Below are 25,264 nucleotides of genomic sequence, written 5' to 3'. Positions count from 1 at the left end.
CGCTCGTACCCACGCTTCCCCCAGACCAGGAGACCTTCCCATGCGCGTGTCCCGTTCGACCGCCGCCGTCATCACGGCCGCGGTCACCACTCTCGCTCTCGGCGCCTGCGGTTCGGGTGGTGACGCGGTGGATGCGTCACCGACCTGCCCCGGTGGCACCATCCGCTTCGGCGTGGAGCCTTTCGAGGATCCGGCGAAACTCACCCCGGCATTCCAGGTGGTCGGAGAAGCCCTGTCGGAGAAGCTGAACTGCCCGGTCGAGGTGACCGTGGTGGACAACTACTCGGCGGAGGTGCTCGCGATGCGCAACGGGCAGCTCGAGCTGGGAGTCTTCGGTCCGCTCGGGTACGTCTTCGCCAGCCAGGAGGCGGATGCGCGGCCGCTGGCGTCGTTCGGAACCGCCGACGGGGTGTTGTCGACCTACACGGCCGGCGTCTGGGTTCCGAAGGACTCCGACATCCAGTCGATCGAGGATCTGCGTGGCCGCAGTCTCGCGTTGTCCGAGCCGGGGTCGACCTCGGGTGATGCGCTTCCGCGGATGGCGCTGCGCGACAGCGGCATGCAGGATTCCGACGTCTCGATCACCTACGCGGGTGGGCATCCGGAGGCCCTCCTCGCCCTGGCGAACGGCAAGGTCGACGCAGCGGAGATCAACTCCCAGCAGTTGGCGACGTCCACGGGCGAAGGCCAGTTCGACACCTCGCAATTCCGGCAGGTCTGGGCATCCGATCCGATTCCGAACGACCCCATCACGGTCGCCGGCGGCACGAGTGAGGAGTTCCAGAAGGCGGTCGCGGACGCGTTGCTCGATCTGCCCGCCGATGCGGTCGCCGAGGCCGGAGCGCTCCTCGACGTCGAACCCGCAGGACAACTCCTCCCGGTCGACAAGAGCACGTATCAGCCGCTGTTCGATCTCGCGACGACGCTGGGTCTGACGTCCGAGGACGCGGGATGAGCGCGCCCACCTCGACATCGGCGCCGGCGGTGACAGTGCCGCCTGCCGCCGCGGGTTCCGGCGGCGCTGCCGCTCTGACGGTGCGCGGCGTCAGATCCTCGTTCGGTGACCGGGCCGTGTTGCACGGCATCGATCTCGACGTGCACTCGGGCGAGGTGGTGGGCATCCTGGGTTCCAACGGATCCGGGAAGTCCACACTGCTGCGGTGCATCGTCGGTCTCACCGAGATGGACGCGGGAACGGTCACCATCGTGGGAGACGCAACCGCGTCGATGGTGTTCCAGCAGATCCACCTGGTAGGGCGGCGATCGGTGCTCGACAACGTCTGCGCCGGCGCGTTGGGGCGGTTGTCGCTGCGACGATCGTGGTCGACGTTCGCCTTCGGTCGTGAGCTCCGGGAGGAGGCGATGGGCTGTCTCGATCGAGTGGGTCTCGCCGACCGTGCCCACGACAGGGCCGATCGACTGTCCGGCGGCCAGCAGCAACGTGTGGCCATCGCTCGCGCGCTGTGCCAGCGCGCTCCTGTGCTGCTGGCGGACGAGCCTGTGTCCGCGTTGGATCCGGCGTCGGCGATGCAGGTCATGGAACTCCTGCGCTCTCTCGCGTCCGACGGCATCGCTGTCGCGGCCGTCCTGCATCAACCGGATCTCGCCCGCCGCCACTGTCATCGCATCGTCGGAATGGACCAGGGTCGCGTCGGATTCTCCTGCGCCGCCTACGACCTCGACGACGACACGGTCGCGGCACTGTACGGGTCCGGCGCCAACGCACTCGACGAGAAGGACTCGGATCGATGACCACCCTCACTGTCCGGCGTCTGGCCGTCCCGCCGCGTCCCCGCCGCCGACTGGCGGTGCTCGCCACCGCTGCCGTCGTCGTCGGGCTGATACTGCTGCACGCCTGGGCCGTCCAGGAGACCGATGTCTCGGTGTCCGCACTCGTCGGTGGGTGGGAAGGGATAGTCCGCTTCCTCGAATCGGCTGTGCCACCCGACTTCACGTGGTCGACGGTGGTGCGTCCCGGAATCGAGGCATGCCTCGTGACCCTGGCGATCGGACTCGTCGGGACGACGTTCTCGATTCCGTTCTCGGTCGCACTGGCGGTGCTCGGTGCGCGCACCACCAACCGCAACGCTGTCGTCTACCAGGCCTCGCGGGGAGTGATGTCGTTCCTGCGGGCCGTGCCGGACATCGTGTTCGCTCTGATCTTCGTCACCGCCGTCGGTCTCGGTCCGTTCGCGGGCGTACTCGCGATCATCCTGCACAACACGGGAGTGATGGCGAAGCTGTGGTCCGAGGCGATGGAGGAGATGGACGAGGGCCCGATCGACGCGCTGCGGGTGTCCGGCGCATCGAGCAGCCAGGTGGCGGTGCACGTGGTGCTCCCCACCGTCGTTCCCCAGTTCGTCGGACTTCTGCTGTACCGCTTGGACGTCAACGTCCGTTCGTCGCTCGTGCTCGGACTGGTCGGTGCTGGCGGTATCGGCTTCCTGATCAATCAGTCCATCTCACTGTTCCGCTTCGACGAGATGATGACGTACATCCTCATGGTCCTGGTCCTCGTCGTGGCCGTCGATCTGCTGAGCGGCGCCGTGCGCAAGCGGTTGGGCGCATGACGCCGATCGCCGCGGTCTGGTCGGGTGACGGATTCTCGATACGCGAACTGCCCCGGCCGGAACTGGATCCCGGGGACGTTCTGGTCGAGGTGGAGATGTCGACCGTGTGCGGAAGCGACCGCCACACCGTCGCTGGGCATCGCCGAACACCGGTGCCCACGGTGCTGGGCCACGAGTCGGTCGGCCGCGTGATCGAGGTGCGCGGCGATGCCGACGTCGCCGTCGGGGACCGCATCGTCTGGACGGTGGGGACCGCATGCGGCGCGTGCCGGCCCTGTGCCGGCGGGGTGCCGCAGAAGTGTCGGAACGGACGCAAGTACGGACACGAGCGCATGACCGAGACGTGGATGTTGAACGGCGGTTTCGCGTCCCACGTTCATCTGGTGTCCGGAACCGGCACCGTGGTAGTACCCGAGCGCCTTCCCGCCGCACTCGCCGCACCGGCGGGCTGTGCGACCGCGACCGTCGTCAATGCGGCCCGTCGGGTCGGACTGGGGGAGGGTGACCGTGTCGTCGTGCTCGGGTGCGGGATGCTCGGCCTGACGGCTATCGCCTACGCCCGCGACCGGGGTGCCGCGTCGATCGTCGCGTGCGATCCCGATGCGGACCGACGAGCGGCAGCACGCGAGCTCGGCGCGGACGTCGGATGCGCCCCGGAACATCTGGCGGACGCCGCATCGACGAACGGGGCCGACGCCGTGTTCGAGATGTCCGGGGCACCGTCGTCGGTGCGTGCCGCACTGGAGGTCGTCTCGATGGCCGGGCGAGTCTCGCTGGTCGGGTCGGTGTTCCCGACGTCTCCCGTGTCCGTCGATCCCGAACGCCTGGTGCGCGAACTGATCACCGTGGTGGGAAGCCACAACTACCGACGAGACGACCTCGTGGAAGCGGTCGCCTTCCTGGCACGAACACCCGCCGCCACGCTGCTCGCGGACCTCGTGGGTCCGTGTCTCGCACTGGCCGACGTCGGTCGCGCGTTCCAGGACTCCGGGCCGTCGTCCTCGTTACGCACCGCTCTCGTCGTCTGACCGTCCCCAGTGCCCCACCGCCTCGTCGAGGGTGAGAACGTCCGCGTACTTCGCACGCAGGTCGAGCAGGTTCGACTCGTGCATCCCCGCCTCCCGATCACCGCATGCGTCCGCGACCACGAGTGGCCGGAATCCGTGTTGCAGAGCGTCGGTGGCGCTGGCGCGGATGCAGCCACTGGTGGTCAGGCCGCAGATGTAGAGGGTGTCGACACCGCGTGCGGTGAGGGTCGCGGCGAGCGACGTGCCGAAGAAGGCACTCGCGTACTGCTTCGTCACGACGGTCTCGCCCGCGGCGGGCCGCGGGGCCGACGGGAAGTCGCCGAGCTCCGAGCCCTCCTCGAACACGCTCAGCGCCGGGATCTTCCGCATGAACAGCCCGCCGTCGGCGCCGCCGGCCTGATAGCTCACGCGCGTGAACACGACCGGTACCCCGGCGTCGCGGGCTGCCGCGACGAGAGTCGCGGCAGCGGCGACGGCGTCCTCCACGGGAGCGCGCAGGGGCGACCCGTCGACGAGGTACGCCTGCACGACGTCGACCACCAGTACCGCCGCGCTGCGCCCCGGTCCGAGATCGCCGGCGAAACCCGACTCGCGATACGACCCGAGCGTGTCCGTCACGCGCGCACCGCCTTCCGTACGTTGACGGGCGGACGTGGCGCCGGCAGACCGGTCTCCTCCTCGCACCGTTCGAGGATGACCTCGAGGGACGGACCCTTGTCGAACACCTCGATCTCGCCCCGCTCGGCTGCCATGCTCTCGCGTCGGCCCGCGGATGCGTCGGCATCGATGACACCGTCCGCGTCGCAGACGACGCCGTAGCCGGTCAGAGCGCCGTCGGCGCTGACGAGGCCACGACGCACCTCGAGCGCCACCAGCTCGGGATCGCGCGTCAGCGGGTCGCCCCAGCCGCCGCCACCCCACGTCACGAAGTGCAGCACATCGCCCCGCGACACCTCGACGTCGTGAATCTTGCTGGGGAGGATCTCGGTCTCACCCGACGCGCGGATCAGCCACTTACGTCCGCGTGCACCGGGTTTGCCGCCGTTCACACCCCACGGATAGGTGAGCCAGCGATCGTCGTGGATCGCGATGGTGCCCGGCTCCTCGAAGTAGTAGGCCACGTCCACGCCGTTGCCGCCGCGATGCAGACCGGCGCCGCCCGTGTCGGTGACCGTCTCCCACCGCTCGATGCGCAGCGGGTAGTACGACTCCAGGTACTCGCAGGGGATGTTGACGAACGACGGCCACAGCGAATGGCCGTCCGGACCGTCACCCATCGGTCGGCCGGGGATGCCGCCGAAACCGATGGAGTACAGCTGGAACCACTCACCGTCCCGCGGTCCGCCGTCGTAGTGGCCCGAGTACATGAAGTGGGGTGACGACGAGAACCCGGCGGCGTTGAGGATGTCCGGATTGTTCTTGCCCAGGAGCCCACCGAAGAGGTCGAACACCCGCCCGATGCCGTGGTTGCGGCCGTTGAGCGCCGCGGGATAGCGCGGTTTCCAGAACGAGTCCTCGGGAATGGTGACGTCGATCAGCGGATAGAAGCCGTCGTTCCAGAGGATCTGCGGATCCGCCACGGTGATGACGTAGATCCCGAAGAACATCCGGACGAGGTTCTCGTTGATGAAGTAGTTGATCGGACCGACCGCCTGCGGCGCCGCCTTGCTGAAGTCGAGGTGGATCTTCTCGCCGTGCCGGGTCAGTGTGATCGCGAGTTCGTAAGGTCCGTAACCACATCCGTCGTCGCAGATGAAGTCGTTGAACTCGATGGTCTCGCCGTCGACGAAGAGCATCGCGAGCAGTACCTTCATCGCCTGGTAGTTGCGGTCCAGCAGTGCGTCGAGGGCGGACAGGTAGACGTCGACACCGAATCTGTCGCACAACTCGACGATGCGCCGGGACGCCGTCGAACACGCGGCGACGAGGCCGTTGAGATCGGCTCTGTTCCAGTCGGGCTTGCGGACCTGGTTGAGGATGATGTCGAGCGCGGTCTCGTTGAGCTGCCCCTCGCTGTACAGCTTGAAGGGCGGGATGATGACGCCCTCCTCGAAGATGGTGTGCGCGTCGGTGGGCATCGACGACGGGGTCTTTCCGCCGACGTCGGACATGTGGCCGAACATCGACGACCATCCGACGACGCGGCCGCTGTGGAAGATCGGCAGCACGATGAGCCAGTCGTTGGCGTGGCTGATGGCGGCACCGCACGCGTACGGATCGGAGGTGAGGAGGATGTCGCCCTCACCGACGGTGCCGTTGAAATTGTCGAGGAAGTCGGGCACGGACAGACCGAACTGCCCGACGACCATCTTCCCGCTCGGATCGGCGATGAGCGGGAACTCGTCGTGCTGCTCGCGGATACCGGGTGAGAGTGCGGTACGGAAGAGCACCTCGTCCATCTCGTATCGGGCGTTGCGGAGCGCGTTCTCGATGATGTCGAGCGTGATCGGATCCACGGGAACCGTGGTGAAGGGCGTGGTCGAGGTCTCGATGATCGTGGCCATCAGGTCTCCTGAGATGAGTTCCGGGCGAGAGGGGATCAGCGGGGAGCGATGAGAAGGCTGGCGCTGGAATGGACCGTCGCGGCGTGACCGGAGAGGACCAACGTGGTCGAGTCCATCTCGGTGATCACGGCGGGTCCCTCGACGACGTTGCCTGCCAGCAACTTCGCCCGGTCGTAGATGCCGGCCTTCGCGTACTCGCCGTCCATCCACACGTCGTTCGTGGACACCAGTGCGGCCGACGGATCCGCACCGCCCTCCTCGAGCGGCTGGAAGGCCACGTCCGGTCGCGGCCCGCTGACCGTGACGCGCAGGTTGATGACCTCGCGTTCGTTCTTCAACAGGAACGAGAAGAGACGCTCGTGCTCGGTGTCGAATGCCGTTCCCAGAGTGGACAGCAGATCGCCGGACTCGAGTGCGCTCGCGTCGAGATCCACGGGGATCTCGAAGCCCTGGCCCTGGTACCGGAGATCCACCTGGTACTTCGCCGTCTGCTGATCCGCGGGCACGCCCTCGGCCGACAGTCGTGCGGCCGCGGACGTCGCGAGTTCCGCCAGGGCGGTGCGCAGCTCGGCGTCGTCGGTGTCGGAGAACGCACGGATCATCGTGCGAGCGCTCTCGTCGCGGACGCAGGTGGTGGCGTCTCCGTAGGCGCAGAGGACGCCGGGCGACGGCGGGACGATGACAGGCCACGCGCCGGTGAGACGCCCGAGTGCGTTGGCGTGCAGCGGACCTGCGCCACCGAACGACACCAGTGCGAAGTCGCGGGGGTCGTAGCCTTGCTGCACGCTCACCAGTCGGAGTGCGCCGAACATGTTCTCATTGACGATGTCGACGATGCCCGACGCCGCTTCCTCGGGACTGCCGAGCCCGATGGCGTCGGCGATGGTCGCCACTGCCGTCCTGCTCGCGTCGACGTCGAGGCTCACCTCACCGCCCGCGAGGGCGGCAGGCAGGTACCCCAGCACGACGTTGGCGTCGGTCACCGTCGGCTCCGTGCCGCCGTTGCCGTAGGCCGCGGGTCCGGGGTCGGCTCCCGCGGATTGCGGACCCACCCGCAGCGCCTTCGTGAGCTCGGGGACATGGGCGATCGACCCGCCGCCGGCACCGACCGTCCGGACGTCCACACTGGTGGCGCGCACAGCGAGGTCGCCGACCTTGGTCTCACGACCGATCCGCGGCTCACCGCCGAGGACCAGTGCGACGTCCGTCGACGTGCCGCCCATGTCGAAGGTCAGGAAGTCGGAGTAGCCGGCCTGCTCGGCGAACCACACCGCGCCGGTGACGCCTCCCGCCGGGCCCGACAGCAGCAGGGACACCGGTGACTCGGCCGCCTTGGCCGACTGCACCAGGCCACCGTCACTGCGCAGGATCGACAGCGGCGCTGTGATGCCCTTCTCCTGCAGCGACCGGTCGAGGTTCCGCACGTAGCGAGAGACCTCCGGCTGCACGTAGCTGTTGGCCACCGTCGTCAGAGTGCGTTCGTACTCGCGCATCTCGGGAAGCACCTGGCTCGAGATGGAGACCGGAATGCCTGGCAGTTCGCTCTCCGCCCAGGCCGCGACCTGCTTCTCGTGCGCGTCGTTCGCATACGAGTTGATCAACGAGATGGTCAGCGCCTCGATGCCCGCACCGGCCAGTCGACGCAGTTGCGCGCGGGCCTGCTCCTCGTCGAGAGGAGTGATCTCCGACCCGTCGGCAGCCAGTCGCCCGACCACCTCGACGGTGTTCTCGAGCGCCGCGAGCGGTTCCGGCTTGGGCCAGATGATCCACCCCGCGAGCCCGCCCGGGACGAAGGAGCGCGCTATCTGCAGCACCTGGCGAAACCCGTCCGTGGTGACGAGCCCGACGCGCGCACCACGTCCCTGCAGGATGGCGTTGGTCGCGACCGTGGTGCCGTGCAGAACCTGCCCGATCTCCGACGGCTCGATCTCGGCCTCCGCGCAGACCTTCGCGATGCCGTTGAGCACACCGATCGACTGGTCCGCAGGGGTGGACGGTGTCTTGGCTCTGAAGGTGGTGCCGGTCGTCTCCTCGAGAAGCAAGACGTCGGTGAAGGTGCCGCCGACGTCGACGCCGAGTCGATAACGCATGGTGTTCTCCCGTGCTGTGAGGGTGAGAGGAGCGAAGGTCAGATGATGCCGCGCTCCGCGAGCGCCGCCCGGTCGGATTCCGTGACTCCGAGGATTCGTCCGTAGATGTCGGAGTTGTGTTCTCCCAGTTCGGGTCCGGCGTGCCGGACCGAGCCGGGACTGTCGCTGAGCTTCGGTGCGACGTTCGCCATGGGGATCTCACCGAAGTCCGGGTGCGCCAGACGCACGATGGCCTCGCGCGCTGCGAAGTGCGGATCGTCGAACATGTCCCGCGCCGTGTAGATGCGGCCGGCGGGAACGCCCGCCTCGTGCAGGAGGTCGAGCACGGTGTCGGTGTCGAGGGCGGACGTCCAGGCCCCGACGATGTCGTCGAGCTCGGTCATGTTCTTCCCGCGCGCCTCGTGGTCGCGGTAGCGGGCGTCCTCGATCAGGTCGGTCCGGTCCATCGCGGTGACCAGTCGGCCGAACACCGAATCCTGGTTGGCCGCGACGAGAATCATCTCGCCGCCCAGGGTGGGATAGACGTTGCTGGGCGCGATGTTCGGCAGCACGGAGCCGGTCCGCTCACGCTGATACCCGCCGATCTCCCACTCGGGCAGCAGGGACTCCATCATGGCGAGCACCGCTTCGTAGATGGCCGAGTCGACGAGCTGCCCCCGTCCGGTGTTCTCCCGGTGATGCAGCGCGGTGAGGACGCCGATCGTGGCGAACACGGCTGCCAGTGAATCACCGAGGGAGATACCGGTACGAGAGGGCGGCATCTCGGGATTGCCGGTGACGTAACGGATTCCGCCCATGGCCTCGCCGATGGACCCGAAGCCCGCCCGCGGTGCGTAGGGGCCGTTCTGGCCGTACCCGGTGACCCTGGCCATGATGAGGCGCGGATTGATCTCCCGCAGTGCGTCGAACCCGAGGCCCCAACGCTCCATCGTGCCGGGGCGGAAGTTCTCCACCACGATGTCGGCGTCCGCGATGATCCGGCGGGCGAGGTCCTGACCCTCGGCGCTGCGCAGGTTGCAGGTCACGGACTTCTTGCCGCGCGCGACGACGGGCCACCACAGGGACTTGCCGTGCGGCTTCTCCCGACCCCACTGGCGCATCGGATCGCCGGTGCCGGGCGGCTCGAGTTTGATCACCTCGGCGCCGAAGTCGGCCAGCAACTGTCCGCAGAAGGGGCCGGCGAGAAGCTGACCCATCTCCACGACACGCAGATCGGACAGTGGGCCGGTGGGGGCCTCGCTCATGAGGACTCCTTCGTCTCGTCGGTCGTGAGGGCTTGGAGCAGAACATGTTTGGCGGCGCGGACGTGGGCGCGCATCACCGAGTCCGCCCACGTCTCGTCGCCGGCGCGCAGAGCCGCGACCAGGTCGCGATGGTGGGCGTGACTGCGTGCGAGATCGACGGGGGCATAGCGATGGAAGGTGCGCATCACCAACGGCAGCTGGATCACCGCTCCGAGCATCGAGATGAGGCGGGTGCTGGCCGCGGCGGTGCGCACGATGGCGTGGAACTCGTCGTTGAGCTGCGCCATCAGGTCCAGGCGTTGATCCGCTCCGTCCCCGGCCGCGGTTTCCATGAGGTCGCACAGCTCGGCGAGTCGGTCGATGTCCTTCTCGCCGATACGTGAGGCCGCCCGTGCCGCGGCCATGGCCTCGAGCGTCATCCTCAGGTCGTAGATCTCCTCGAGGTCGTCCGCCGTCCACTGGTACACCCGAGCCCCGCGATGCGGCAGAACCTCGACGAGTCCCTCCATCTCGAGCTGTCGCAGCGCCTCACGCACCGGTGTCCGGCTGGTCTCGGTGAGTTCGGCGATCTCGACCTCTCCGAGACGTGCACCGGGCGCATACGTCCCGGACACGATGCTGTCGCGGATGTGCGCGTAGACGCGGTCGACGGCTCTCGCCATGGATGCGACTCCCTGTGGTCGGTGGTGAATTGTTCACAATGTAGGCCCATGACGATGGCGTGTCCCGGTAATCGTCGTTAAATTCTCGTTTCCGATCCGCTATTGCATACAACGGCGTGTCGGCGCAGGATGGGCCCATGACTGCGGTGCAACTTGTCGAGGTGGGTCCCCGTGACGGACTGCAGAACGAGGACGCTGTCCTCTCCGTCGACGACAAGATCGAACTGATCACGCGCAGCGTCGCCTCGGGTGCCACGCGCATCGAGGCGGTGAGCTTCGTGAACCCGAAGCGGGTGCCGCAGATGGCCGGCGCCGAGGAGGTCATGGCAGGCGTCCCGCGTGACGGCTCCGTCTCGTACATCGGGTTGGTGCTCAATCGACGTGGACTCGACCGCGCTCTGGCGTCCGGCGTCGACGAGGTCAACGTCGTGGTCGTCGCGACGGAGGAGTTCAGCAAGCGCAACCAGGGGTGCTCCGTCGACGAGGCGGTGGCGGCGGCGCACGACATCATCACGGATGCGCGTACTGCGGGCGTGCCGGGCACGGTCACCATCGCCGCATCGTTCGGGTGCCCGTTCAGCGGTGAGGTGGATCCGGCGCGAGTCGGCGAACTCGTCGCGCGGATCGCCGAATGCGCACCGGCCGAGATCGCCCTCGCCGACACCATCGGCGTGGGAGTGCCGGCGCAGGTTCGTCGACTGGCGGAGCTCGCCACCCGGAACGCTCCGAACATCCCGCAGCGCTGGCACTTCCACAACACGCGCAACACCGGTTACGCCAACGCGCTGACCGCACTGGAGATGGGGGCGCAGGCCCTCGACGCCAGCATCGGCGGCTTCGGTGGGTGCCCGTTCGCACCCGCCGCCACCGGGAACATCGCGTCCGAGGACCTGATCTACGCGCTCGACCGCTCCGGCGTCGAGACGGGAGTGAGCATGGACGTGCTGGTCGACGCCGCGACCTGGCTCGGCTCGGCGCTGGGCAAGGACGTGCCGGGGTTCCTCGGGCGTGCGGGTGGCTTTCCTCCGCGGTGACCTGCGGGGAAAGACGGCCGTGACTCGTGTTCCCGCGGGCGTTTCGTGTTCCCGCGGTAGATGCAACGCCTACGGGAACACGGAAGGCCAGCGGGAAGGCCGGAGGCCGGCCGTTTCTCAGCGGGAAGGCCGGAGGCCGGCCGTTTCTCAGCGGGAAGGCCGGAGGCCGGCCGTTTCTCAGCGGGAAGGCCGAAGGCTCAGACGACCCGGAACCGTTCGAGGACCACGAGAGTCGAGTCGTCGATGGTGAGGCCGGCCAGCGTGTCCGCCATCTCGTCGGATCGCCAGAAGCGTTCGTGCCCGGCACGCCATGCGGCGATGTCGGCGTGACCCTCACCCTCCGCGACGGCATGCGCATCGTCGACGTCGCCGAGAGCGCTGACGCGTACATCGGTGATCTCGATGACGCAGGCAGTGGCGCCGCCGGAGTCGATCACCCTGTGACGCTCGCCCACTCGGGGCAGCGGCTCGTTCTCGTACTCCACCCGCAGTGAGGTGGTCGCCGTCTTGCGGCCTGCGCCTATCGCCGACACGAGGGCATCGCGTAGCGGCCCGGGGAAGGCGAACTCGGCCACGGGGAGAGAGTCGATGTCGGCCATTCCTCGAGTATGGCGCACGCGTAGGGAGGTTCCCGCGGACGTTCCCTGTTCCCGCGGATGCTGCAACACCCACGGCAACAGGATGTGTCAGCGGGAAGGACGGGTGAACGAGTACACGAGCGTGTCCGTCCACTCACCCTTGCACCAGCAGTCCTGCAGGCGCAGTTCCTCGTCGCGTAATCCCACGCGCTGGGCCAGACGTGCGGAGGCTGCGTTGCGCGCGTCCATCTCCGCGGTGACGCGCCGGACCCGGTCCAGAGCGAGTACCTCGTCGAGCACTGCCTGCACCGCTTCGGTGGCGTAGCCGTGGCCGGAGACGTCGCGCGCGAAGGTCCACCCGAGTTCGACAGTGTCCTCGGCGACGAACCACGCGGAGACGGTGCCGATCACCCGGCCGTTCAGCTCGACGACAACCCCCAATGCCCCCGTGTCGAGACTCGTTCGCTCGCACCGTCTCTGTACTGCGATCCGTGCGTCCTCCGCCGTCCACGGCTCGTGCATGAGGTACCGGCAGACCTCGGGATCGGTGTAGAAGTCGAGCCGGTGTTCGTCGTCGGGGGAAAAGGTGCGCAGAGTGAGCCGCGCGGTGACGGCGACGACGGTCACGAGGGCGGCCTCGTGACCGCTGCCAGGACGAGGAGGAGAGCCGCCGCGGCGCCACCGACCAGAAATCCTGTACCGGGAGAACGGGAGTCGACCACCACGCCGATGCCCGCGGAGGCGAGAGCAGCGCCCGCGTTGACCGCGGTGTTGATCCAGCTCGACGCCTCGGTGCGCACGTCGGCGGTGGTGAGGTGATCGGACAGCAGGTACCCCGTCACCAGGGCGGGCGCGATGCAGAAGCCCAGTAGGAACAGTCCGACGTGCAGCGGCACCGTGGTCGAGACCAGCGACAGCAGGGAGGTGAGGACGGCCATCATCAGGACCGTCGTCAGAAGTCGACGGGTCAGCGAGCCGGCCCAGCTCCGGCGCCCGTACAGCAGTCCACCGCAGACACTTCCGGCTCCGAGCGCCGCGAGAAGAGTTCCGGCCGATCCGATGGCTCCCTGCTTCGCGGCGAAGGCTGTGGCGGCGATCTCCACGGTTCCCAGGACGGCCCCGACCCCTGCCATCGCTGTCAGGACACCGACGAAGCCGGGCCGTCGGAGTGGGCGCGACGAGGGAGTGGTCCCTGTCGTGCGCGGGCCGTGTCCGCGCGAGTGCCGGCTGGTGGTCATGCCGACCGTGCCGACGACGGCGACGCATCCCGTGGCGGTGAGTGCGATCGACGGGGACAGGGCGGTGACGAGGGTGGCGCCGAGGAGGGGACCGATGGTGAACATCGACTCCTCGCTCACGGCATCGAGACTGTAGGCGCGGGTGCGGGTCGGCCCCGGCGGCGTCAGCGAGCTCCAGACGACACGCATCGAGGCACCGAGTGGGGGAGGGAAGAATCCGGTGACCAGACTGCCGAGCACCAGGGACCAGGCCGGGGCGTCGACGTACGTCAGAACGGCCAGAGTGCCCAGGGCCGTGGCGAATCCGACGGCCATCGAGACGAGGGCTCGCCGCTGACCGATGCGGTCGACGAGACGTGCCCGATACGGTGACGCCACCACATTGGCGACACCGAACGCACCCGTCGCGGAACCCGCGACCGCGAACGATCCGGTGGCACGCTGCACCGCCAACAGGATGACCAGTCCGACCATCGCGAAGGCCAGGCGGCCGAGCAGTGCGGGGAGGAAAGCGCGTGCGGCACCGGGTAATCGGACGATGCCGAGATAGCCGAGCGGATCCGCGGCGCGGTCGTCAGTGGGAGGAGGGTACGCCACCGGTCACCATGTCGAAGACGGCGTCGAGTTGAGCCCGGCCCTCGTCGACGTCGGGGTGGCGCTCGGCGATCTGGTTCAGCAGGGCGCGCTGGAAGATGCCGTCGATGGTGATGTAGGCGGTGGCCGGCGTGAGAACAGGCGCCGCTCCGACGAGTTCGCAGTACCGGGCGACGACGCGCCAGATCATCTCCTCGCGCCGGGACTCGATCTCGAGGACGTCGGCGCGGAAGGAGGAATCGAACAGGCTCTGATTGCGCAGGTCGTACCAGAGGCGGTGGATCGCCGCGTCGGCGAGCAGAGTGCCGAAGAAGGTTTCGGTGAACGAGCGTCGCAGCTGCTCCGCGGACTCGGCCCCGGCGACGACGTCGTCGTACCGCGTCACACAGATCTCCTCGTACTGCCGCACGGCATGCGCGATGAGATCGAGCTTGTTGGAGAAGTAGTAGTGCAGGACGCCGTGCGAGTACTCGGAGTTCTGAGCGATCTCGCGGAGGCTGGTGCGGGCGTAACCGAGTTCCGCCAACGTCGCGAGAGTCGCCAGTGCGAGCTCGCTGCGACGCGCCTCGAACTTGTCTCGAGAGCGCTCCTCGACGCGAAGTCGGGGGTCGGTGGTCTGGGTCACCCGGAAAGCATACCGCCGCATCGACGAACTCTTGACAGTCGTCAAGATTTTTCTTGACGACTGTCAAGACTTGTCCCTAGTGTTGCCTGCATCACATCGAACAGCGGATGTGATTCCACGCGAAGAACGCTTTGAACAAGGAGAGCGGACATGACGAGTTACGACCTGACCGGACGAACGGCACTGGTCACAGGCGGTGCGCAGGGCCTCGGCGCGGGAATGGCGCAGGCTCTCGCGGCGGCAGGAGCGTCCGTCGCCATCGCCGACATCAATGCCGCGGGTGGTCAGGAGACGGTCGAGGCGCTGCGGGCCACAGGAGCGAAAGCGGAGTTCGTCCAGCTCGACGTCACGGACGACGCGGCCTGGGAGGCGGCGGTCGAGTCGACCATCGGCGCACTGGGCGGCCTCGACATCGTCGTCAACAACGCGGGTATCGAGGTCACCAGTCTCATCGCCGATCTCGACGCCGAGGCGGCGTCCGCGATGCTGCAGGTCAACGTCATCGGCACCGCACTCGGCGTGAAGCACGCATTCCGCGCGATGCGCCCCGGTGGCAAGGCCGGCAAGGGCGGATCGGTGGTCAACATCGCCTCGGTCGCCGCCACCATCGCGTTCCCCGGAATCAGCCTCTACTCCGCCACGAAATCGGGCATCGACCGACTGACCCGGGTCGCGGCCGCCGAATCGGGAAAGCTCGGCTACGGCGTGCGCGTCAACTGCATCTATCCGGCACTGACCCCGACCGCGATGGGCAACAAGCTCGCGGTCGACACCGCGGAACTCGGCCTGTTCCCGTCGGTCGAGGCGGCAGTGCAGACCGTCGTGGAACTGACGCCCCTCGGTCGACTCGGCCAGGTCGACGACATGGCGGACGCCGTGGTGTTCCTGTCGTCCGACGCCGCGAAGTTCATCACCGGCGCGGGGCTCCCCGTCGACGGCGGCATGGGCATGTGACCTGCCGCCCCACCAGCACGGCTCTCGACCACCCCACTTCGAACCAGGAGATCAACCATGCCCACTGACAAGCGCGTCGTCGTCTACGGAGCGTCCGGCTACACGGGTCGCCTCATCTGTGAGTACCTGCGCGAGTACAACATCCCCTTCTTGGCCGCCGGCCGCGATCACGCCCGCCTGAAGGACGCCGTGAGTGCCGTGCCGGGTATCGACACCGTCGAGCACGAGATCGTCGAAGTCGAGCACACCGTGGAGGCGCTGACCGAGGCCTTCCGCGGCGCGACCGTGGTCCTCAACACCGTGGGACCGTTCGCCCGTTACGGCCACGAGGTGGCGCAGGCCTGCCTGGCCATCGGTGCGCACTACACCGACACCAACGGCGAGCAGAACTGGATGATCGACGCCGAGGCGCAGTACAGCGCCGACTTCGCCTCGCAGGGACTGGTTCTCACGCCGGGCCTCGCGCAGATGTACTCCATCGGTGAGATCGCCGCGAACATCTGCTTGGAGAACCCGGGTCTGAACAGCCTCGACATCCAGGTGTTCTGGAAGGGGCACCCCACCGTCGCCTCGACCAACACCATCCTCACCAACGCCGCGTTCTCCAAGGCGTACTACCTGGAGGAGAACGAGTACGTCGAGTGGCCCGCCGACGCCGGGCTCTACACCGTGAGCGTTCCCGGTCAGCACGATCTCGGCCTGGCGTTGCCGTGGGGCGGCACGTCGCATCCGGTCTGGTTCAAGAACGACCCGCGGGTCACCACCGCGAAGGCTCTCGGCGGTGTCTTCAATCCGCCTCTGATGAAGGCGGTTCCGCTGTTGGTGGCCGCCGCGCTCGAACAGATGGAGGGCAAGTCTGACGAGGAGAAGTACCGCATCATCGACGAACAGTCGTCCGCGATCCGCAGCGAGATGCCGCCCCGGGAGAATCCGCGCCTGAACACCTCGCTGGACTCGGTGTACGCATCGGGTCCGCTGGGCCGCGCACACTGCGTCATCCACGGCAACTGCAACTACAAGCAGACCGCGCTGCTCAACGCACACGGGGCTGCCGCACTTCTGCAGGGAGCTCCGCGCAAGGTCGGATTCGCCTCCAGCTGTGAGGCGTTCGGTCATCGCGAGTTGCTCGGCACGCTGCGGGCGTTCGGTCTGGTCCTGGACCCGATCGTCTCCGTGCACCGCTGAGATGCGACTCTCCGACTACCTGGACAAGGGCGTCTCGCTCGGCCGTGGGGCACCGTGCCTCACGGCCGGGGGTGACACCTCCACCTACGGTGAGGTGTACGACCGGTCGGTCGAGATCGCCGCGGCGCTGCAACACGACGGTGTCGAGGCCGGCGATCGCGTCGCCGTCCTGTCCGGTAACGACCCGCTGGCGCTGACGTGCGTGTTCGGCATCTCGCGCGCCGGCGCGGTGTGGTGCCCGGTGAATCCGCGGAACGAGGCCGACGAGAACCGCCAGCTGTTCGATCTCTTCGGATGCCGAACTCTGTTCTTCCAGAGCCGATTCACCGATCTGGTCGACCGGATCCGAGGCGATCTGCCGCACCTCGTGCGACTGGTCTGCCTCGACGGTGACACGGAGTGGTCGATCCCGTTCGAGTCGTGGCTCGCCGAACACCGCGGCGAGCTCGACGCGGACAGGCGGCCGCCGCGCGGGCTCGCGATGCTGGCGGGAACGGGCGGCACCACGGGAAAGCCGAAAGGGGTGCGGCTGACCGAGGACAACATGATGACCTCGACGGCGCTCGCGCTGATGAGCTATCCCTTCGGTGTGCGTCCGCGGTATCTCGCGCTGGCGCCGCTCACACACTCCGCCGGTGTGCTGACGTTCCCGATCCTGAGTCTCGGCGGCGAGGTGGTCATCATGGCGGCCCCCGACATCGGGGAGTTCCTGGCGCTGATCGAACGGCACCGCATCACCCATGCGTTCCTGCCTCCGACGGTGATCTACGGCGTGCTCGACCACCCGGATCTGGATCATCGGGACCTGTCGTCTCTCCGCTGCCTCTGGTACGGGGCGGCGCCGATGTCGCCGACGCGGCTCGAGGAAGCGCTCACGCGCATCGGGCCCGTGCTGGGGCAGCTGTTCGGACAGACCGAGGCGCCCAACATGATCGCCACCCTGGCGCCGGCGGACCACTTTCGTCCGGACGGCACGGTGGCGACGGAACGGCTCACCTCGGCTGGTCGTCCGACACCCTTGACCACGGTCGCGATCATGACCGAGAAGGGCGACCTCGTCGGCACCGGTGAGCGTGGCGAGATCGTCGTGCGCGGTCCCCTGGTCATGGACGGCTATCACGAGAATCCGGCGGCGACGGCAGAGGTGGGCGCTCACGGTTGGCACCACACGGGCGACATCGGGTACCTCGACGACGACGGGTTCCTCTTCGTCGTCGACCGTGCCAAGGACATGATCATCACGGGCGGATTCAACGTCTACTCGGCCGAGGTGGAGCAGGCACTGCTCGCGCATCCCGCGGTCAAGGAGTCGGCCGTGGTGGGACTTCCCGACGAGAAATGGGGAGAACGGGTGGTGGCCGCGGTCGAACTGCGCGCCGGGCAGGAGGTGGATCCCGCCGCACTGATCGCCTTCGTCAAAGAACGCATCGGCAGTGTGAAGGCGCCGAAGAACATCGAGGTCTGGGATCTTCTGCCCCGGTCGAAGGTCGGAAAGATTCTGAAGAACGAGGTCAGGTACACCATGACGATGTAGTGGGTGGGTCGCTCGACCTCTGGACACGGCGGAAGGCCGGGCCTACCGTGAACGGACCGATCGGTACGTCCAGCCAGGAGGTCCATCATGTCTCGTCGAATCACCCGCGCACTCATCGGCGCCACGGCCGCCGGCGCCGGAGCAGTCGCCATCGCCCTGTCGGGTTCTGCAACGGCGTCGGCGGCACCCGCTCAGGGCCCTATCTACTGGCAATCGTTCGGCGTGCTCGTCATTCCTGCGAGCGAGAATTGCCAGAACACGGCGGCACGGTATCGCGAACGGGGCGACATCATCCTCGTCGACTGCGCCGTCAATCTCGCGTACCCCGGCTACCAGCTCGTCGGAATCCGCACGGATCTCTTCGGGAGCTGATCGCCGGCGAACTCGATCGACGGGTTCCCGCGGTCGATTCGTGTTACCGCGGGCACTGCAACCGGCGCGGTACGACGTAACTCCCGCGGGAAGCGCCGCGCGAGTGAGGCTCGACCCATGGACACGGCGTGTGGCCGGGTCTACCGTGAACAGACCGAACGGTACGTCCAGTCCAGGAGGTCCACCATGTCTCGTCGAATCACCCGCACACTCGTCGGTGCCACAGTGGCAGGCGCCGGAGCCGCTGCCATTGCGTTGTCCGGCGGGGCAACGGCGTCCGCAGCACCGTCGATCGGTCCGCTCTATTTCCAGACCTTCGGTGAGTTCTACTTCCCGCCTGCGAAGAATTGCCAGGAGACGGCGGCGGAGTACCGCGAACGAGGCGACATCATCCTCGTGAACTGTGCGCCCGGCCTCGCCTTCGGCACGTACCAGCTCGTCGGCATTCGCGCAGGCTTCGCCAGCTGAGCCCGAGCCCACCGGCCCAGTCGCTACGGTGGGCGGATGCCACTGTCGCCGCGAGTCCCGGATCTCGGAGCCCTCGACGTGATGGTGTCCGTTGCCCGGTTGGGCAGCATGACGGCGGCCGGCCGTGAACACGGGTTGAGTCAGCAGGCGGTCAGCGCACGGGTGCGCGCGGCGGAGCGGGACATCGGTGTCCGCATCTTCGATCGCGGGACGAGCGGTGTCGCCCTGACCCCCGAGGGCGTCGCGGTCATGGAGTGGGCGGGCGGCATCCTCGACTCGGCCGAGAAGTTCGCGACAGGAGTGACATCGCTTCTGCGCGAGGGCAATGCGACGCTCACCATCGCCGCGAGTATGACCGTCGCCGAGCACCTCGTGCCGGCGTGGATGCTGTCGATGCGCAGACAGTCGCCCGACGTCCAGGTGCAGATGCGACTGATGAACTCGGCGGAGGTCGCCGAGCAGGTGCTGGACGGGCGCGCGGACATCGGCTTCGTCGAAGGGCCCGACGTGCCGGCCGGGCTCGGGGTCGCCGTCGTCGCGCACGACGAGTTGATCATCGTCACGGGACCGTCCCACCCGTGGGCGACCAGACGTGCGGCGTCGATGGAGCTGCTGCAGACGACGGCTCTGGTGCAACGGGAGCCGGGGTCGGGAACCCGCACCACGTACGAGAGCGCCGTCCGCCCGACGGTTCCGCCGCTCATCGAGCTCAACTCCGTCACCGCTGTCACGTCTGCTGCCATATCGGCGAATGCGCCGGCGGTGGTGTCGTCCCTCGCGGTGGAGGGGGAGCTGCGGAGTGGCGCGTTGGTGCGCATCGACGTTCCCGGTCTTTCGATGACGCGTGAGCTGCGCGCGGTCTGGAGCCTGTCTGCAGCACTGCGCGGTCCACGTCGCGACTTCCTCGACATTGCCCGGCAGTAGCCACAAACAGCGTTTGTGGGGTGACAAGAGCACGACCACTACTGATCGTCGCCGTCCCGGCGCACTGTGAAGGCATGACGACCTTCCGGACCGCGACATCGCACGGGCTGCTCCGCGATCTCGACTCGCCCGGCAGCGTGATCGAGCACATCACGCCGAACTGGTTCGCATCGGTGATGGGGACCGGAATCGTCGCCACTGCCGCAGCAACGCTGCCCGTGCAGAATGTCGTGCTCCACATGGCAGCCGTCGTCATGTGGCTGCTCGCCTCGACTGTCCTCGTCGTCGTGTCGACCCTGTTCGCCGCGCACTGGCTCGCGCACCGCCGCGTCGCGCAGGCCCACGCGGCCCACCCGGTCATGATGCAGTTCTACGGCGCGCCGCCCATGGCCCTGCTCACCGTCGGTGCCGGCACGAGCCTCCTCGGCGTGGACATCATCGGGCAGAGCCTGGCCACCTCGATCTTTGTCGTCCTCTGGACGGTGGGTACCGCGCTGGGGCTCGCGACCAGTGTCGTCGTCCCGTACGTGATGATCACCCGCGGCCGTAGTGCCGACACGGTCGCGCTCCCGGCATGGCTGATGCCCGTGGTGCCGCCGATGGTCTCGGCATCCACCGGTGCACTTCTCCTCCCGCACATCGCCGACGGGCAGTGGCGGCTCGCGATGCTCGTCGGCTGCTACGCGCTGTTCGGATTGGCACTCGTGACCGGGCTGATGGTGACGACCGCGGTTCTCGGTCGACTGCTGCACGGCGCCGTCCTCCCGGTCCAGGCTGCACCGACTATATGGATCACTCTCGGCGTCATCGGCCAGTCCGTCACCGCGGCCAACCTCCTGGGTGCCGATGCGGCGATGGTGTTCACCGGTGACCGGAGCGAGGTGGCGGTGGTCCTGCGTGCGGCGGGAATCCTCTTCGGAATGGTGATGGGCGGCTTCGGAGCGATGATGTTCGCCCTGGCCACGGCGCTGACCGTGCACGCGGCGCGCCGAGGACTGCGCTTCTCGTTGGCATGGTGGTCGTTCACCTTCCCGGTCGGAACATGCGTCACCGGCGCGGCGGCGTTGGGGCGCGCGCTGGAGTCGTCCGTCGTCGAGGCACTGGCGGTCGTGCTGTTCGCCGTGCTGGTGACGGCGTGGACGACGGTGGCGACGAGGACGGTGCGCGAGGCGTATCGCGGCCGGGTGTTTCTTCCGGCGTGAGAGTCGCACGACGGCGAAGTGGGCACACTGGAGGCATGGAGATCACCGGCCACCTCACGCCCGACGAGTTCTGGACCCAGCAACGCGCGATCGAGGATCAGATCCGCGCCGAGTCGACCACCTTCCCGACCTACACGGTGAACGGGTGGAACGGGGTGCGGGTGATGGGCCCGTGGTCGCGGGAGAACGACGTACTGACCAGCGTGACACTGCGGCACGGTGAGGTCGACTGGGACGGCGACGACATCGACGGTCCCTTCGTCGAGGTCACCACCACCACGAAGGACGCGCACCGCACGGCGCTGAAGGCGATGCTGTCGGCGATCGGTCTGACGCCGATGTCGCCCGAGTACAAGCGGCGACGTGAGGCCATCGCGGCGACGGAGGCGCGTCGCGTCGTCGTGCCGGTGAACGGCGCGGACACCGACTTCGAGATGCACGGCGGGCAGGAACGGTGGTGGGCGTCGGCGACGGTGGGCGACCACGGTGTGGTGATCGAGGCGCGGCACCACCCTGTCGAGGCGGTGGCGCTGACGTCGGAGACCGACATGGAGCCCTATCTCGACGGCCTCCGCGCCGCGATCCGTACGAGTCGGGGCGAGTGATGGCACTGCCCTCGCACGGCCGATTCCCGTACTCGCCCATCACGTCCCGTCCGTCGTTCTCGTGGCCGGGCGGCGCGTCCCTCGCGGTGTACGTGGCCGTCAACTGCGAGCAATTCCCGTACGACGACGGAGCTCCCGGGCTGGGATGGACGCCGGGAATGGACCAGCCGAACACCTACAACTGGGGTTGGCGCGAGTACGGCAACAGGGCGGGCGGCTTCGCGTTGGCCGACACGTTGCGCGACAGCGGAATTCGTCCGACTCTGCTCGTCAACGCCGAGATCTACGAGCACGCTCCCGATCTGGTGGCGGCGTATCGCGCACTCGGCGCGGACGTCGTCGCCCACGGCCGCACCAACGCCGAGCAGCCGAACCAGCAGGACGAGGACGCGGAACGTCGCACCATCGAGGCGGTACGACGGGCGATCGAGTCACACGAGGGTTCGCCGCCTCGGGGTTGGATGAGCCCCGGCGCGAACCCGAGCCGGGTGACGGAGGACCTGTTGGCGGAGCAGGGATTCGAGTACACGCTCGACTGGCCGATCGACGACCAGCCGGTGTGGATGGCCACGCGCGGTGGACCTCTACTGAGTGTTCCGTACCCGCACGAGGTCAACGACCTTCCGGTGTTCGTCCATCACCACGGGTCCGCGGAGGATTTCGAGCACATCGTCGTCGACTCGTTCGACGAGCTGAAGGAGCAGTCGCGGCGCGCACCGCGCGTGTTGGCCATCTCCACCCACACGTTCCTCACCGGGCAACCGCACCGGCTCAGACGCTTTCGTCGCGCGCTGGATCACCTGACGTCGCACGCCGACGGTGTCTGGTTCACCACCGCCGGCGACATCGCCGAGCACTATCAGACGGTCACTCCGCCGCCTGCGTGACGTAGTCGTGCAGCTGCGCCTCGGTGAGGTTCGCCTCGGTGAGTGCCGCGAGGGCCTCCGGATCGAGGTTCTCGGCACTGCCGTCCGCGAAGCGCCGTGCACCCTCGGCCGTGACACCGCGTGCTCGCAACTGGGCGAACACCTCGTCGGTACTCACACGCCCGCCGGGAGTGCCCGTGCCGCGACTCCCGCTCCCATGTTGTACCCGAGATGACCGCCGAGAGCGCCGCCCAGACCGGCGACGGCGAATCCGGCGAGTGCGAGCGCCTTCGACGTGGTGTCCGGCGGCGACGACGCGTCCGCTGCCTTCGCGCGCCGGCGATACGACGCGGTGAACAGAGCCAGGGCTACGGCGTTGGTGCTCGCGTGGATCAGACCCACTCGTCGCTGTTCCGCGTTGAGCGTCGACCACGTCGCCCACCCCGTCACCAGTGCGGTGGGGGCGGTCACCAGTCCGGCACCGATGAGGCGCCGCGCTGCCGCGGAGTCTCCACCGGTGACATCGAGAAAGACTGCGCTGGTCCACAATCCGACCGAGGAGTAGGCCATGATGGGATGCATCGGGTGGCCGACGAAGGTCCCACGGAGGAGGCCGTCGACCTTCGTCCCCTCGAGAGCGGATCGGAGCTTCCCGGCGACGGGGTCGCTGACCGGATCGAGGAACGTCGCCTTCTCGAGCGGGTGGAACAGCGGTGTGAGATTCATACCGTGTCGGATACCCGCAGCGGTCGAGGGTAACCGCGACGCACGGTGCGCTCGAGAATGCCGAGGGTCACGCGCAGGGACGATCCGGACACCACGGGGAATATGTCACGCTCCCGCCAGTCGGGATGGATGTCGGACCAGTCGTAGTAGGACGTGACGAGGGTGCCCTCCGTGCCGTCCTCGAAGGAGTGCGGCGCGAGCCGGTACCCGTAGCGGTGGCCGATGGGCGGTCGGACCGTGCCGACGATCGTCCACGAGATGTCCCGATCGCGCTCGAAGGTCGCGATGGTGACCTCGACGTCGTAGGTACCCATCGGGAGGTCGCCGAGTGCCTCGCGATCCATGTGCACGACGAAGGTGTCTCCCGCGGACGTCACGGGTGCGCCGTCCGCGCTCATCAACATGCCCGAGCCGTCGATGGCGACGTGGCCGTCGGGATCGCAGAGCACGTCGAAGATGTCCGCCGCGGGCAACGGCATCACGCGCTGAAACTCGAGTCGTTCGTCGGTCATGGGTCCAGTCTGCACTTGTGCAGGAAGCGGGTGCGCAGGTCGTCATTGAAGACGGAGCGCGACGGGCACAGACTCGTGACCATGACGGACCTCACAGGACGATCGGCTCTCATCACCGGTGGTGCCAGCGGAATCGGGGCCGCGATCGCCCGCGCCCTCGCGGCGAACGGCGCTCGGGTCACCGTCGCCGACCTCGACGGTGACGCCGCCACGGCGCTGGCACACGAGATCGGGGGAGACGCGTGGCAGGTGGATCTCTCCGACGTCGACGCGCTCGCGGACCTCACCCTCGAGACCGACATCCTGGTGAACAACGCGGGAATCCAGCACGTGTCGCCGATCGAGGACTTCGACCCGGTGATGTTCCGCCGCATCCTGACACTCATGGTGGAGGCACCGTTCCTGCTGGTGCGTGCCGCTCTGCCGCACATGTACGAGTCCGGGTACGGACGCATCGTCAACATGTCGTCCGTGCACGGCATCCGGGCATCGGCCAACAAGTCGGCGTACGTCACGGCGAAGCACGCGCTGGAGGGACTGTCGAAGGTCACCGCTCTCGAAGGCGCCGAGCGGGGCGTCCGCAGCAACTGCGTCAACCCCGGCTACGTGCGAACACCCCTCGTGGAGAAGCAGATCGCCGATCAGGCGCGCGTCCACGGCATCGACGAGTCCGAGGTGCTCGAGAAGGTGCTGCTGACCGAGAGTGCGATCAAGCGGATGGTGGAGCCGGAGGAGGTGGCCGCACTGGTGTCCTTCCTCGTCGGAGACGAGGCGTCGATGATCACCGGCGCGTCGTACACGATGGACGGCGGCTGGAGCGCGAGCTGATCACTCGCCGCGCGAGACGCTCTCCACGAAGTCGCGGGCGATGTCACGGAGCTTGCGGTTGGCGCGCTGTGACTCCGCGGACAGCATGCCGAACGCGGTGTCGCTGTCGACGCCGTGCAGCGCCATGAGAATGCCCTTGGCCTGCTCGATGGGGGCGCGGTGCTCGAGTGCGTCCTGCAGGCCCGACGCGACCTCGCGGGCCGACCGCACGCGGGCGTAGTCGCCGATCGCCGTGGACACGGTGGACGTCAGCAGCTCGAGGATCGACTCGTCGATCGACCCGAACGCGTCGGGGGCGGTGCCGTACAGGTTGAACGATCCGAGCTTCATGTCGGCGGTGTGCAGGGGCGCGGCGAGGAATGAGCGCACGCCCTCCTCGCGGGCAGCGTGTACGAACTCCGGCCAGCGCTGCTGCGCCGCATCGACGTCGACGCGCACGATCTCCCCGGTTCGGGCGGCCTCGAGGCACGGACCCTCACCGATCTCGTACTGATGGCGGTCGACCTCGAGCGTGCGGTCGTCGGTGTGCACGGCCGTGTACGTCAGGCCGCCGAACAGGATGCTCACACCGACGCTGGACGCACCGTCGACGGCCTCGTGTGCGATCTCCGCGGTGCGCTTCAGCAGCACGGCCAGATGGTCGTCGTCGCGGATGCTGCCGCCGACCACGCTCAGCATGGCCGCGAGTCGACGGGGAGCGACCGACCCGGTGGCCACCTCGGTGACCAACTCCGCCGCACGCGACGTCGACTCGTCCGCCTCCGCGCGCTCCGAGTCCGCTGTCGCCGCCACGGCGCTGTCCCTGCTCTCCACGGTTGAGAATCATCGCACGACGCGGGGACACCAGCAGCGACTCCGGTTGAGTTCGGTGGCCAGCGGGTATCGCAAGCATCAGGTACTCGTGTTGTCCGGACATCACGA

The 25,264-nt window shown here is 67.9% G+C and carries 28 protein-coding genes; 15 read left to right on the top strand and 13 right to left on the bottom strand.

Going from position 1 to position 25,264, the window contains the following annotated elements:
• Positions 1-40 precede the first annotated feature (40 nt).
• Genes HQ308_RS14585 through HQ308_RS14570 form a run of 4 tightly spaced genes read left to right on the top strand, consistent with a single transcriptional unit; the run spans position 41 to position 3,598 of the window.
• Positions 41-955 carry a phosphate/phosphite/phosphonate ABC transporter substrate-binding protein gene (locus tag HQ308_RS14585; protein WP_222646867.1) on the top strand — a complete coding sequence of 305 codons (915 nt, stop codon included), beginning with the start codon at positions 41-43 and terminating at the stop codon, positions 953-955.
• Entirely contained in the window at positions 952-1,752 is an 801-nt protein-coding gene (locus tag HQ308_RS14580; RefSeq protein WP_222646866.1) for a phosphonate ABC transporter ATP-binding protein, read from the top strand. Before HQ308_RS14585 ends, HQ308_RS14580 begins: the two co-directional genes overlap by 4 nt.
• A complete protein-coding gene (phnE, locus tag HQ308_RS14575; RefSeq protein WP_222646865.1) occupies positions 1,749-2,570 on the top strand; it encodes a phosphonate ABC transporter, permease protein PhnE in 822 nt (273 codons plus the stop codon). The genes HQ308_RS14580 and phnE overlap by 4 nt, the downstream gene beginning before the upstream one ends.
• The gene (locus HQ308_RS14570; protein ID WP_222646864.1) at positions 2,567-3,598 is read left to right on the top strand and encodes a zinc-binding dehydrogenase; all 1,032 of its coding nucleotides are present in this window, start codon (positions 2,567-2,569) and stop codon (positions 3,596-3,598) included. The genes phnE and HQ308_RS14570 overlap by 4 nt, the downstream gene beginning before the upstream one ends.
• Here the strand turns inward: HQ308_RS14570 and HQ308_RS14565 are convergent.
• Genes HQ308_RS14565 through HQ308_RS14545 form a run of 5 tightly spaced genes read right to left on the bottom strand, consistent with a single transcriptional unit; the run spans position 3,575 to position 10,098 of the window.
• A complete protein-coding gene (locus HQ308_RS14565; protein ID WP_222646863.1) occupies positions 3,575-4,216 on the bottom strand; it encodes an isochorismatase family protein in 642 nt (213 codons plus the stop codon). The genes HQ308_RS14570 and HQ308_RS14565 overlap by 24 nt on opposite strands.
• A complete protein-coding gene (locus HQ308_RS14560) occupies positions 4,213-6,102 on the bottom strand; it encodes a hydantoinase B/oxoprolinase family protein (protein WP_037186312.1) in 1,890 nt (629 codons plus the stop codon). The genes HQ308_RS14565 and HQ308_RS14560 overlap by 4 nt, the downstream gene beginning before the upstream one ends.
• Before the next feature lie 35 nt (positions 6,103-6,137).
• A complete protein-coding gene (locus tag HQ308_RS14555; protein ID WP_222633201.1) occupies positions 6,138-8,192 on the bottom strand; it encodes a hydantoinase/oxoprolinase family protein in 2,055 nt (684 codons plus the stop codon).
• Between the two features lie 38 nt (positions 8,193-8,230).
• A complete protein-coding gene (locus tag HQ308_RS14550) occupies positions 8,231-9,436 on the bottom strand; it encodes a CaiB/BaiF CoA-transferase family protein (RefSeq protein ID WP_222646862.1) in 1,206 nt (401 codons plus the stop codon).
• Complete coding sequence (locus HQ308_RS14545; protein ID WP_222633200.1) at positions 9,433-10,098, bottom strand: GntR family transcriptional regulator; 666 nt, start codon at positions 10,096-10,098, stop codon at positions 9,433-9,435. Before HQ308_RS14545 ends, HQ308_RS14550 begins: the two co-directional genes overlap by 4 nt.
• 137 nt (positions 10,099-10,235) lie before the next feature.
• On the opposite strand from HQ308_RS14545, the gene HQ308_RS14540 reads away from it, so the two are divergent.
• The gene (locus HQ308_RS14540; protein ID WP_222646861.1) at positions 10,236-11,132 is read left to right on the top strand and encodes a hydroxymethylglutaryl-CoA lyase; all 897 of its coding nucleotides are present in this window, start codon (positions 10,236-10,238) and stop codon (positions 11,130-11,132) included.
• A 197-nt stretch (positions 11,133-11,329) separates the two neighbouring features.
• Here HQ308_RS14540 and HQ308_RS14535 read toward each other — a convergent pair whose 3' ends face one another.
• The 4 genes from HQ308_RS14535 to HQ308_RS14520 all read right to left on the bottom strand — a co-directional run bounded on the left by HQ308_RS14535 (position 11,330) and on the right by HQ308_RS14520 (position 14,167).
• Positions 11,330-11,731, bottom strand: a complete 402-nt coding sequence (locus HQ308_RS14535; protein WP_222633199.1) for an ASCH domain-containing protein — start codon at positions 11,729-11,731, stop codon at positions 11,330-11,332.
• Between the two features lie 87 nt (positions 11,732-11,818).
• A complete protein-coding gene (locus tag HQ308_RS14530) occupies positions 11,819-12,337 on the bottom strand; it encodes a GNAT family N-acetyltransferase (RefSeq protein WP_222646859.1) in 519 nt (172 codons plus the stop codon).
• Positions 12,334-13,545, bottom strand: coding sequence for an MFS transporter (locus HQ308_RS14525; RefSeq protein ID WP_222646857.1), 1,212 nt, complete (start codon positions 13,543-13,545; stop codon positions 12,334-12,336). The genes HQ308_RS14530 and HQ308_RS14525 overlap by 4 nt, the downstream gene beginning before the upstream one ends.
• A complete protein-coding gene (locus HQ308_RS14520; protein WP_027506507.1) occupies positions 13,523-14,167 on the bottom strand; it encodes a TetR/AcrR family transcriptional regulator in 645 nt (214 codons plus the stop codon). Before HQ308_RS14520 ends, HQ308_RS14525 begins: the two co-directional genes overlap by 23 nt.
• Positions 14,168-14,317: 150 nt before the next feature.
• Between HQ308_RS14520 and HQ308_RS14515 the strand changes: the two genes are divergently transcribed.
• The 9 genes from HQ308_RS14515 (at position 14,318) to HQ308_RS14475 (ending at position 22,298) form a co-directional block, all read left to right on the top strand.
• On the top strand, positions 14,318-15,121 hold the full coding sequence (locus HQ308_RS14515; RefSeq protein ID WP_042574244.1) for an SDR family NAD(P)-dependent oxidoreductase: 804 nt from the start codon (positions 14,318-14,320) through the stop codon (positions 15,119-15,121).
• Positions 15,122-15,178: 57 nt separating this feature from the next.
• Positions 15,179-16,306: a DUF5938 domain-containing protein gene (locus HQ308_RS14510; RefSeq protein ID WP_056443486.1), complete on the top strand. Its 1,128-nt coding sequence runs from the start codon at positions 15,179-15,181 to the stop codon at positions 16,304-16,306.
• Position 16,307: 1 nt separating this feature from the next.
• A complete protein-coding gene (locus tag HQ308_RS14505; RefSeq protein ID WP_222646856.1) occupies positions 16,308-17,840 on the top strand; it encodes an AMP-binding protein in 1,533 nt (510 codons plus the stop codon).
• A gap of 87 nt (positions 17,841-17,927) precedes the next feature.
• A complete protein-coding gene (locus HQ308_RS14500; RefSeq protein ID WP_222646854.1) occupies positions 17,928-18,212 on the top strand; it encodes a hypothetical protein in 285 nt (94 codons plus the stop codon).
• 186 nt (positions 18,213-18,398) lie between these two features.
• Entirely contained in the window at positions 18,399-18,680 is a 282-nt protein-coding gene (locus HQ308_RS14495; RefSeq protein ID WP_222633193.1) for a hypothetical protein, read from the top strand.
• Between the two features lie 36 nt (positions 18,681-18,716).
• Complete coding sequence (locus tag HQ308_RS14490; protein ID WP_222646852.1) at positions 18,717-19,604, top strand: LysR family transcriptional regulator; 888 nt, start codon at positions 18,717-18,719, stop codon at positions 19,602-19,604.
• A gap of 74 nt (positions 19,605-19,678) precedes the next feature.
• Complete coding sequence (locus HQ308_RS14485; protein ID WP_222646850.1) at positions 19,679-20,806, top strand: TDT family transporter; 1,128 nt, start codon at positions 19,679-19,681, stop codon at positions 20,804-20,806.
• Positions 20,807-20,841: 35 nt separating this feature from the next.
• Entirely contained in the window at positions 20,842-21,411 is a 570-nt protein-coding gene (locus tag HQ308_RS14480; protein ID WP_027506500.1) for a hypothetical protein, read from the top strand.
• Positions 21,411-22,298: a polysaccharide deacetylase family protein gene (locus HQ308_RS14475; protein ID WP_222646848.1), complete on the top strand. Its 888-nt coding sequence runs from the start codon at positions 21,411-21,413 to the stop codon at positions 22,296-22,298. The genes HQ308_RS14480 and HQ308_RS14475 overlap by 1 nt, the downstream gene beginning before the upstream one ends.
• Here HQ308_RS14475 and HQ308_RS14470 read toward each other — a convergent pair.
• Genes HQ308_RS14470 through HQ308_RS14460 form a run of 3 tightly spaced genes read right to left on the bottom strand, consistent with a single transcriptional unit; the run spans position 22,279 to position 23,515 of the window.
• Positions 22,279-22,455, bottom strand: coding sequence for a hypothetical protein (locus HQ308_RS14470; RefSeq protein ID WP_155957085.1), 177 nt, complete (start codon positions 22,453-22,455; stop codon positions 22,279-22,281). The two genes, HQ308_RS14475 and HQ308_RS14470, sit on opposite strands and share 20 nt — an antisense overlap.
• Positions 22,452-23,003: a DUF2231 domain-containing protein gene (locus HQ308_RS14465; protein WP_027506498.1), complete on the bottom strand. Its 552-nt coding sequence runs from the start codon at positions 23,001-23,003 to the stop codon at positions 22,452-22,454. The genes HQ308_RS14470 and HQ308_RS14465 overlap by 4 nt, the downstream gene beginning before the upstream one ends.
• A complete protein-coding gene (locus HQ308_RS14460) occupies positions 23,000-23,515 on the bottom strand; it encodes a polyketide cyclase (protein ID WP_027506497.1) in 516 nt (171 codons plus the stop codon). Before HQ308_RS14460 ends, HQ308_RS14465 begins: the two co-directional genes overlap by 4 nt.
• 81 nt (positions 23,516-23,596) lie before the next feature.
• On the opposite strand from HQ308_RS14460, the gene HQ308_RS14455 reads away from it, so the two are divergent.
• Positions 23,597-24,343: a 3-hydroxybutyrate dehydrogenase gene (locus HQ308_RS14455; RefSeq protein WP_027506496.1), complete on the top strand. Its 747-nt coding sequence runs from the start codon at positions 23,597-23,599 to the stop codon at positions 24,341-24,343.
• On the opposite strand, the gene HQ308_RS14450 is transcribed toward HQ308_RS14455, so the two are convergent.
• On the bottom strand, positions 24,344-25,156 hold the full coding sequence (locus HQ308_RS14450) for a GAF and ANTAR domain-containing protein (protein ID WP_222646846.1): 813 nt from the start codon (positions 25,154-25,156) through the stop codon (positions 24,344-24,346). It abuts the gene before it with no gap.
• Positions 25,157-25,264: the final 108 nt, after the last annotated feature.

Origin of the sequence: Rhodococcus sp. BP-241, from assembly GCF_019836145.1 — a bacterium.
Lineage (GTDB): Bacteria > Actinomycetota > Actinomycetes > Mycobacteriales > Mycobacteriaceae > Rhodococcoides.
Note: the sequence above shows the minus strand (reverse complement) of the source record. Positions and strands in the feature narration are given on the sequence as shown.

Bases quoted from the DNA above. Each gene is read 5' to 3' on its own strand.
- HQ308_RS14585 (WP_222646867.1), top strand. From the start codon at position 41: ATGCGCGTGTCCCGTTCGACCGCCGCCGTCATCACGGCCGCGGTCACC.
- HQ308_RS14580 (WP_222646866.1), top strand. From the start codon at position 952: ATGAGCGCGCCCACCTCGACATCGGCGCCGGCGGTGACAGTGCCGCCT.
- phnE (WP_222646865.1), top strand. From the start codon at position 1,749: ATGACCACCCTCACTGTCCGGCGTCTGGCCGTCCCGCCGCGTCCCCGC.
- HQ308_RS14570 (WP_222646864.1), top strand. From the start codon at position 2,567: ATGACGCCGATCGCCGCGGTCTGGTCGGGTGACGGATTCTCGATACGC.
- HQ308_RS14560 (WP_037186312.1), bottom strand. From the start codon at position 6,102: ATGGCCACGATCATCGAGACCTCGACCACGCCCTTCACCACGGTTCCC.
- HQ308_RS14555 (WP_222633201.1), bottom strand. From the start codon at position 8,192: ATGCGTTATCGACTCGGCGTCGACGTCGGCGGCACCTTCACCGACGTC.
- HQ308_RS14550 (WP_222646862.1), bottom strand. From the start codon at position 9,436: ATGAGCGAGGCCCCCACCGGCCCACTGTCCGATCTGCGTGTCGTGGAG.
- HQ308_RS14545 (WP_222633200.1), bottom strand. From the start codon at position 10,098: ATGGCGAGAGCCGTCGACCGCGTCTACGCGCACATCCGCGACAGCATC.
- HQ308_RS14540 (WP_222646861.1), top strand. From the start codon at position 10,236: ATGACTGCGGTGCAACTTGTCGAGGTGGGTCCCCGTGACGGACTGCAG.
- HQ308_RS14535 (WP_222633199.1), bottom strand. From the start codon at position 11,731: ATGGCCGACATCGACTCTCTCCCCGTGGCCGAGTTCGCCTTCCCCGGG.
- HQ308_RS14515 (WP_042574244.1), top strand. From the start codon at position 14,318: ATGACGAGTTACGACCTGACCGGACGAACGGCACTGGTCACAGGCGGT.
- HQ308_RS14510 (WP_056443486.1), top strand. From the start codon at position 15,179: ATGCCCACTGACAAGCGCGTCGTCGTCTACGGAGCGTCCGGCTACACG.
- HQ308_RS14505 (WP_222646856.1), top strand. From the start codon at position 16,308: ATGCGACTCTCCGACTACCTGGACAAGGGCGTCTCGCTCGGCCGTGGG.
- HQ308_RS14500 (WP_222646854.1), top strand. From the start codon at position 17,928: ATGTCTCGTCGAATCACCCGCGCACTCATCGGCGCCACGGCCGCCGGC.
- HQ308_RS14495 (WP_222633193.1), top strand. From the start codon at position 18,399: ATGTCTCGTCGAATCACCCGCACACTCGTCGGTGCCACAGTGGCAGGC.
- HQ308_RS14490 (WP_222646852.1), top strand. From the start codon at position 18,717: ATGCCACTGTCGCCGCGAGTCCCGGATCTCGGAGCCCTCGACGTGATG.
- HQ308_RS14485 (WP_222646850.1), top strand. From the start codon at position 19,679: ATGACGACCTTCCGGACCGCGACATCGCACGGGCTGCTCCGCGATCTC.
- HQ308_RS14480 (WP_027506500.1), top strand. From the start codon at position 20,842: ATGGAGATCACCGGCCACCTCACGCCCGACGAGTTCTGGACCCAGCAA.
- HQ308_RS14475 (WP_222646848.1), top strand. From the start codon at position 21,411: ATGGCACTGCCCTCGCACGGCCGATTCCCGTACTCGCCCATCACGTCC.
- HQ308_RS14465 (WP_027506498.1), bottom strand. From the start codon at position 23,003: ATGAATCTCACACCGCTGTTCCACCCGCTCGAGAAGGCGACGTTCCTC.
- HQ308_RS14460 (WP_027506497.1), bottom strand. From the start codon at position 23,515: ATGACCGACGAACGACTCGAGTTTCAGCGCGTGATGCCGTTGCCCGCG.
- HQ308_RS14455 (WP_027506496.1), top strand. From the start codon at position 23,597: ATGACGGACCTCACAGGACGATCGGCTCTCATCACCGGTGGTGCCAGC.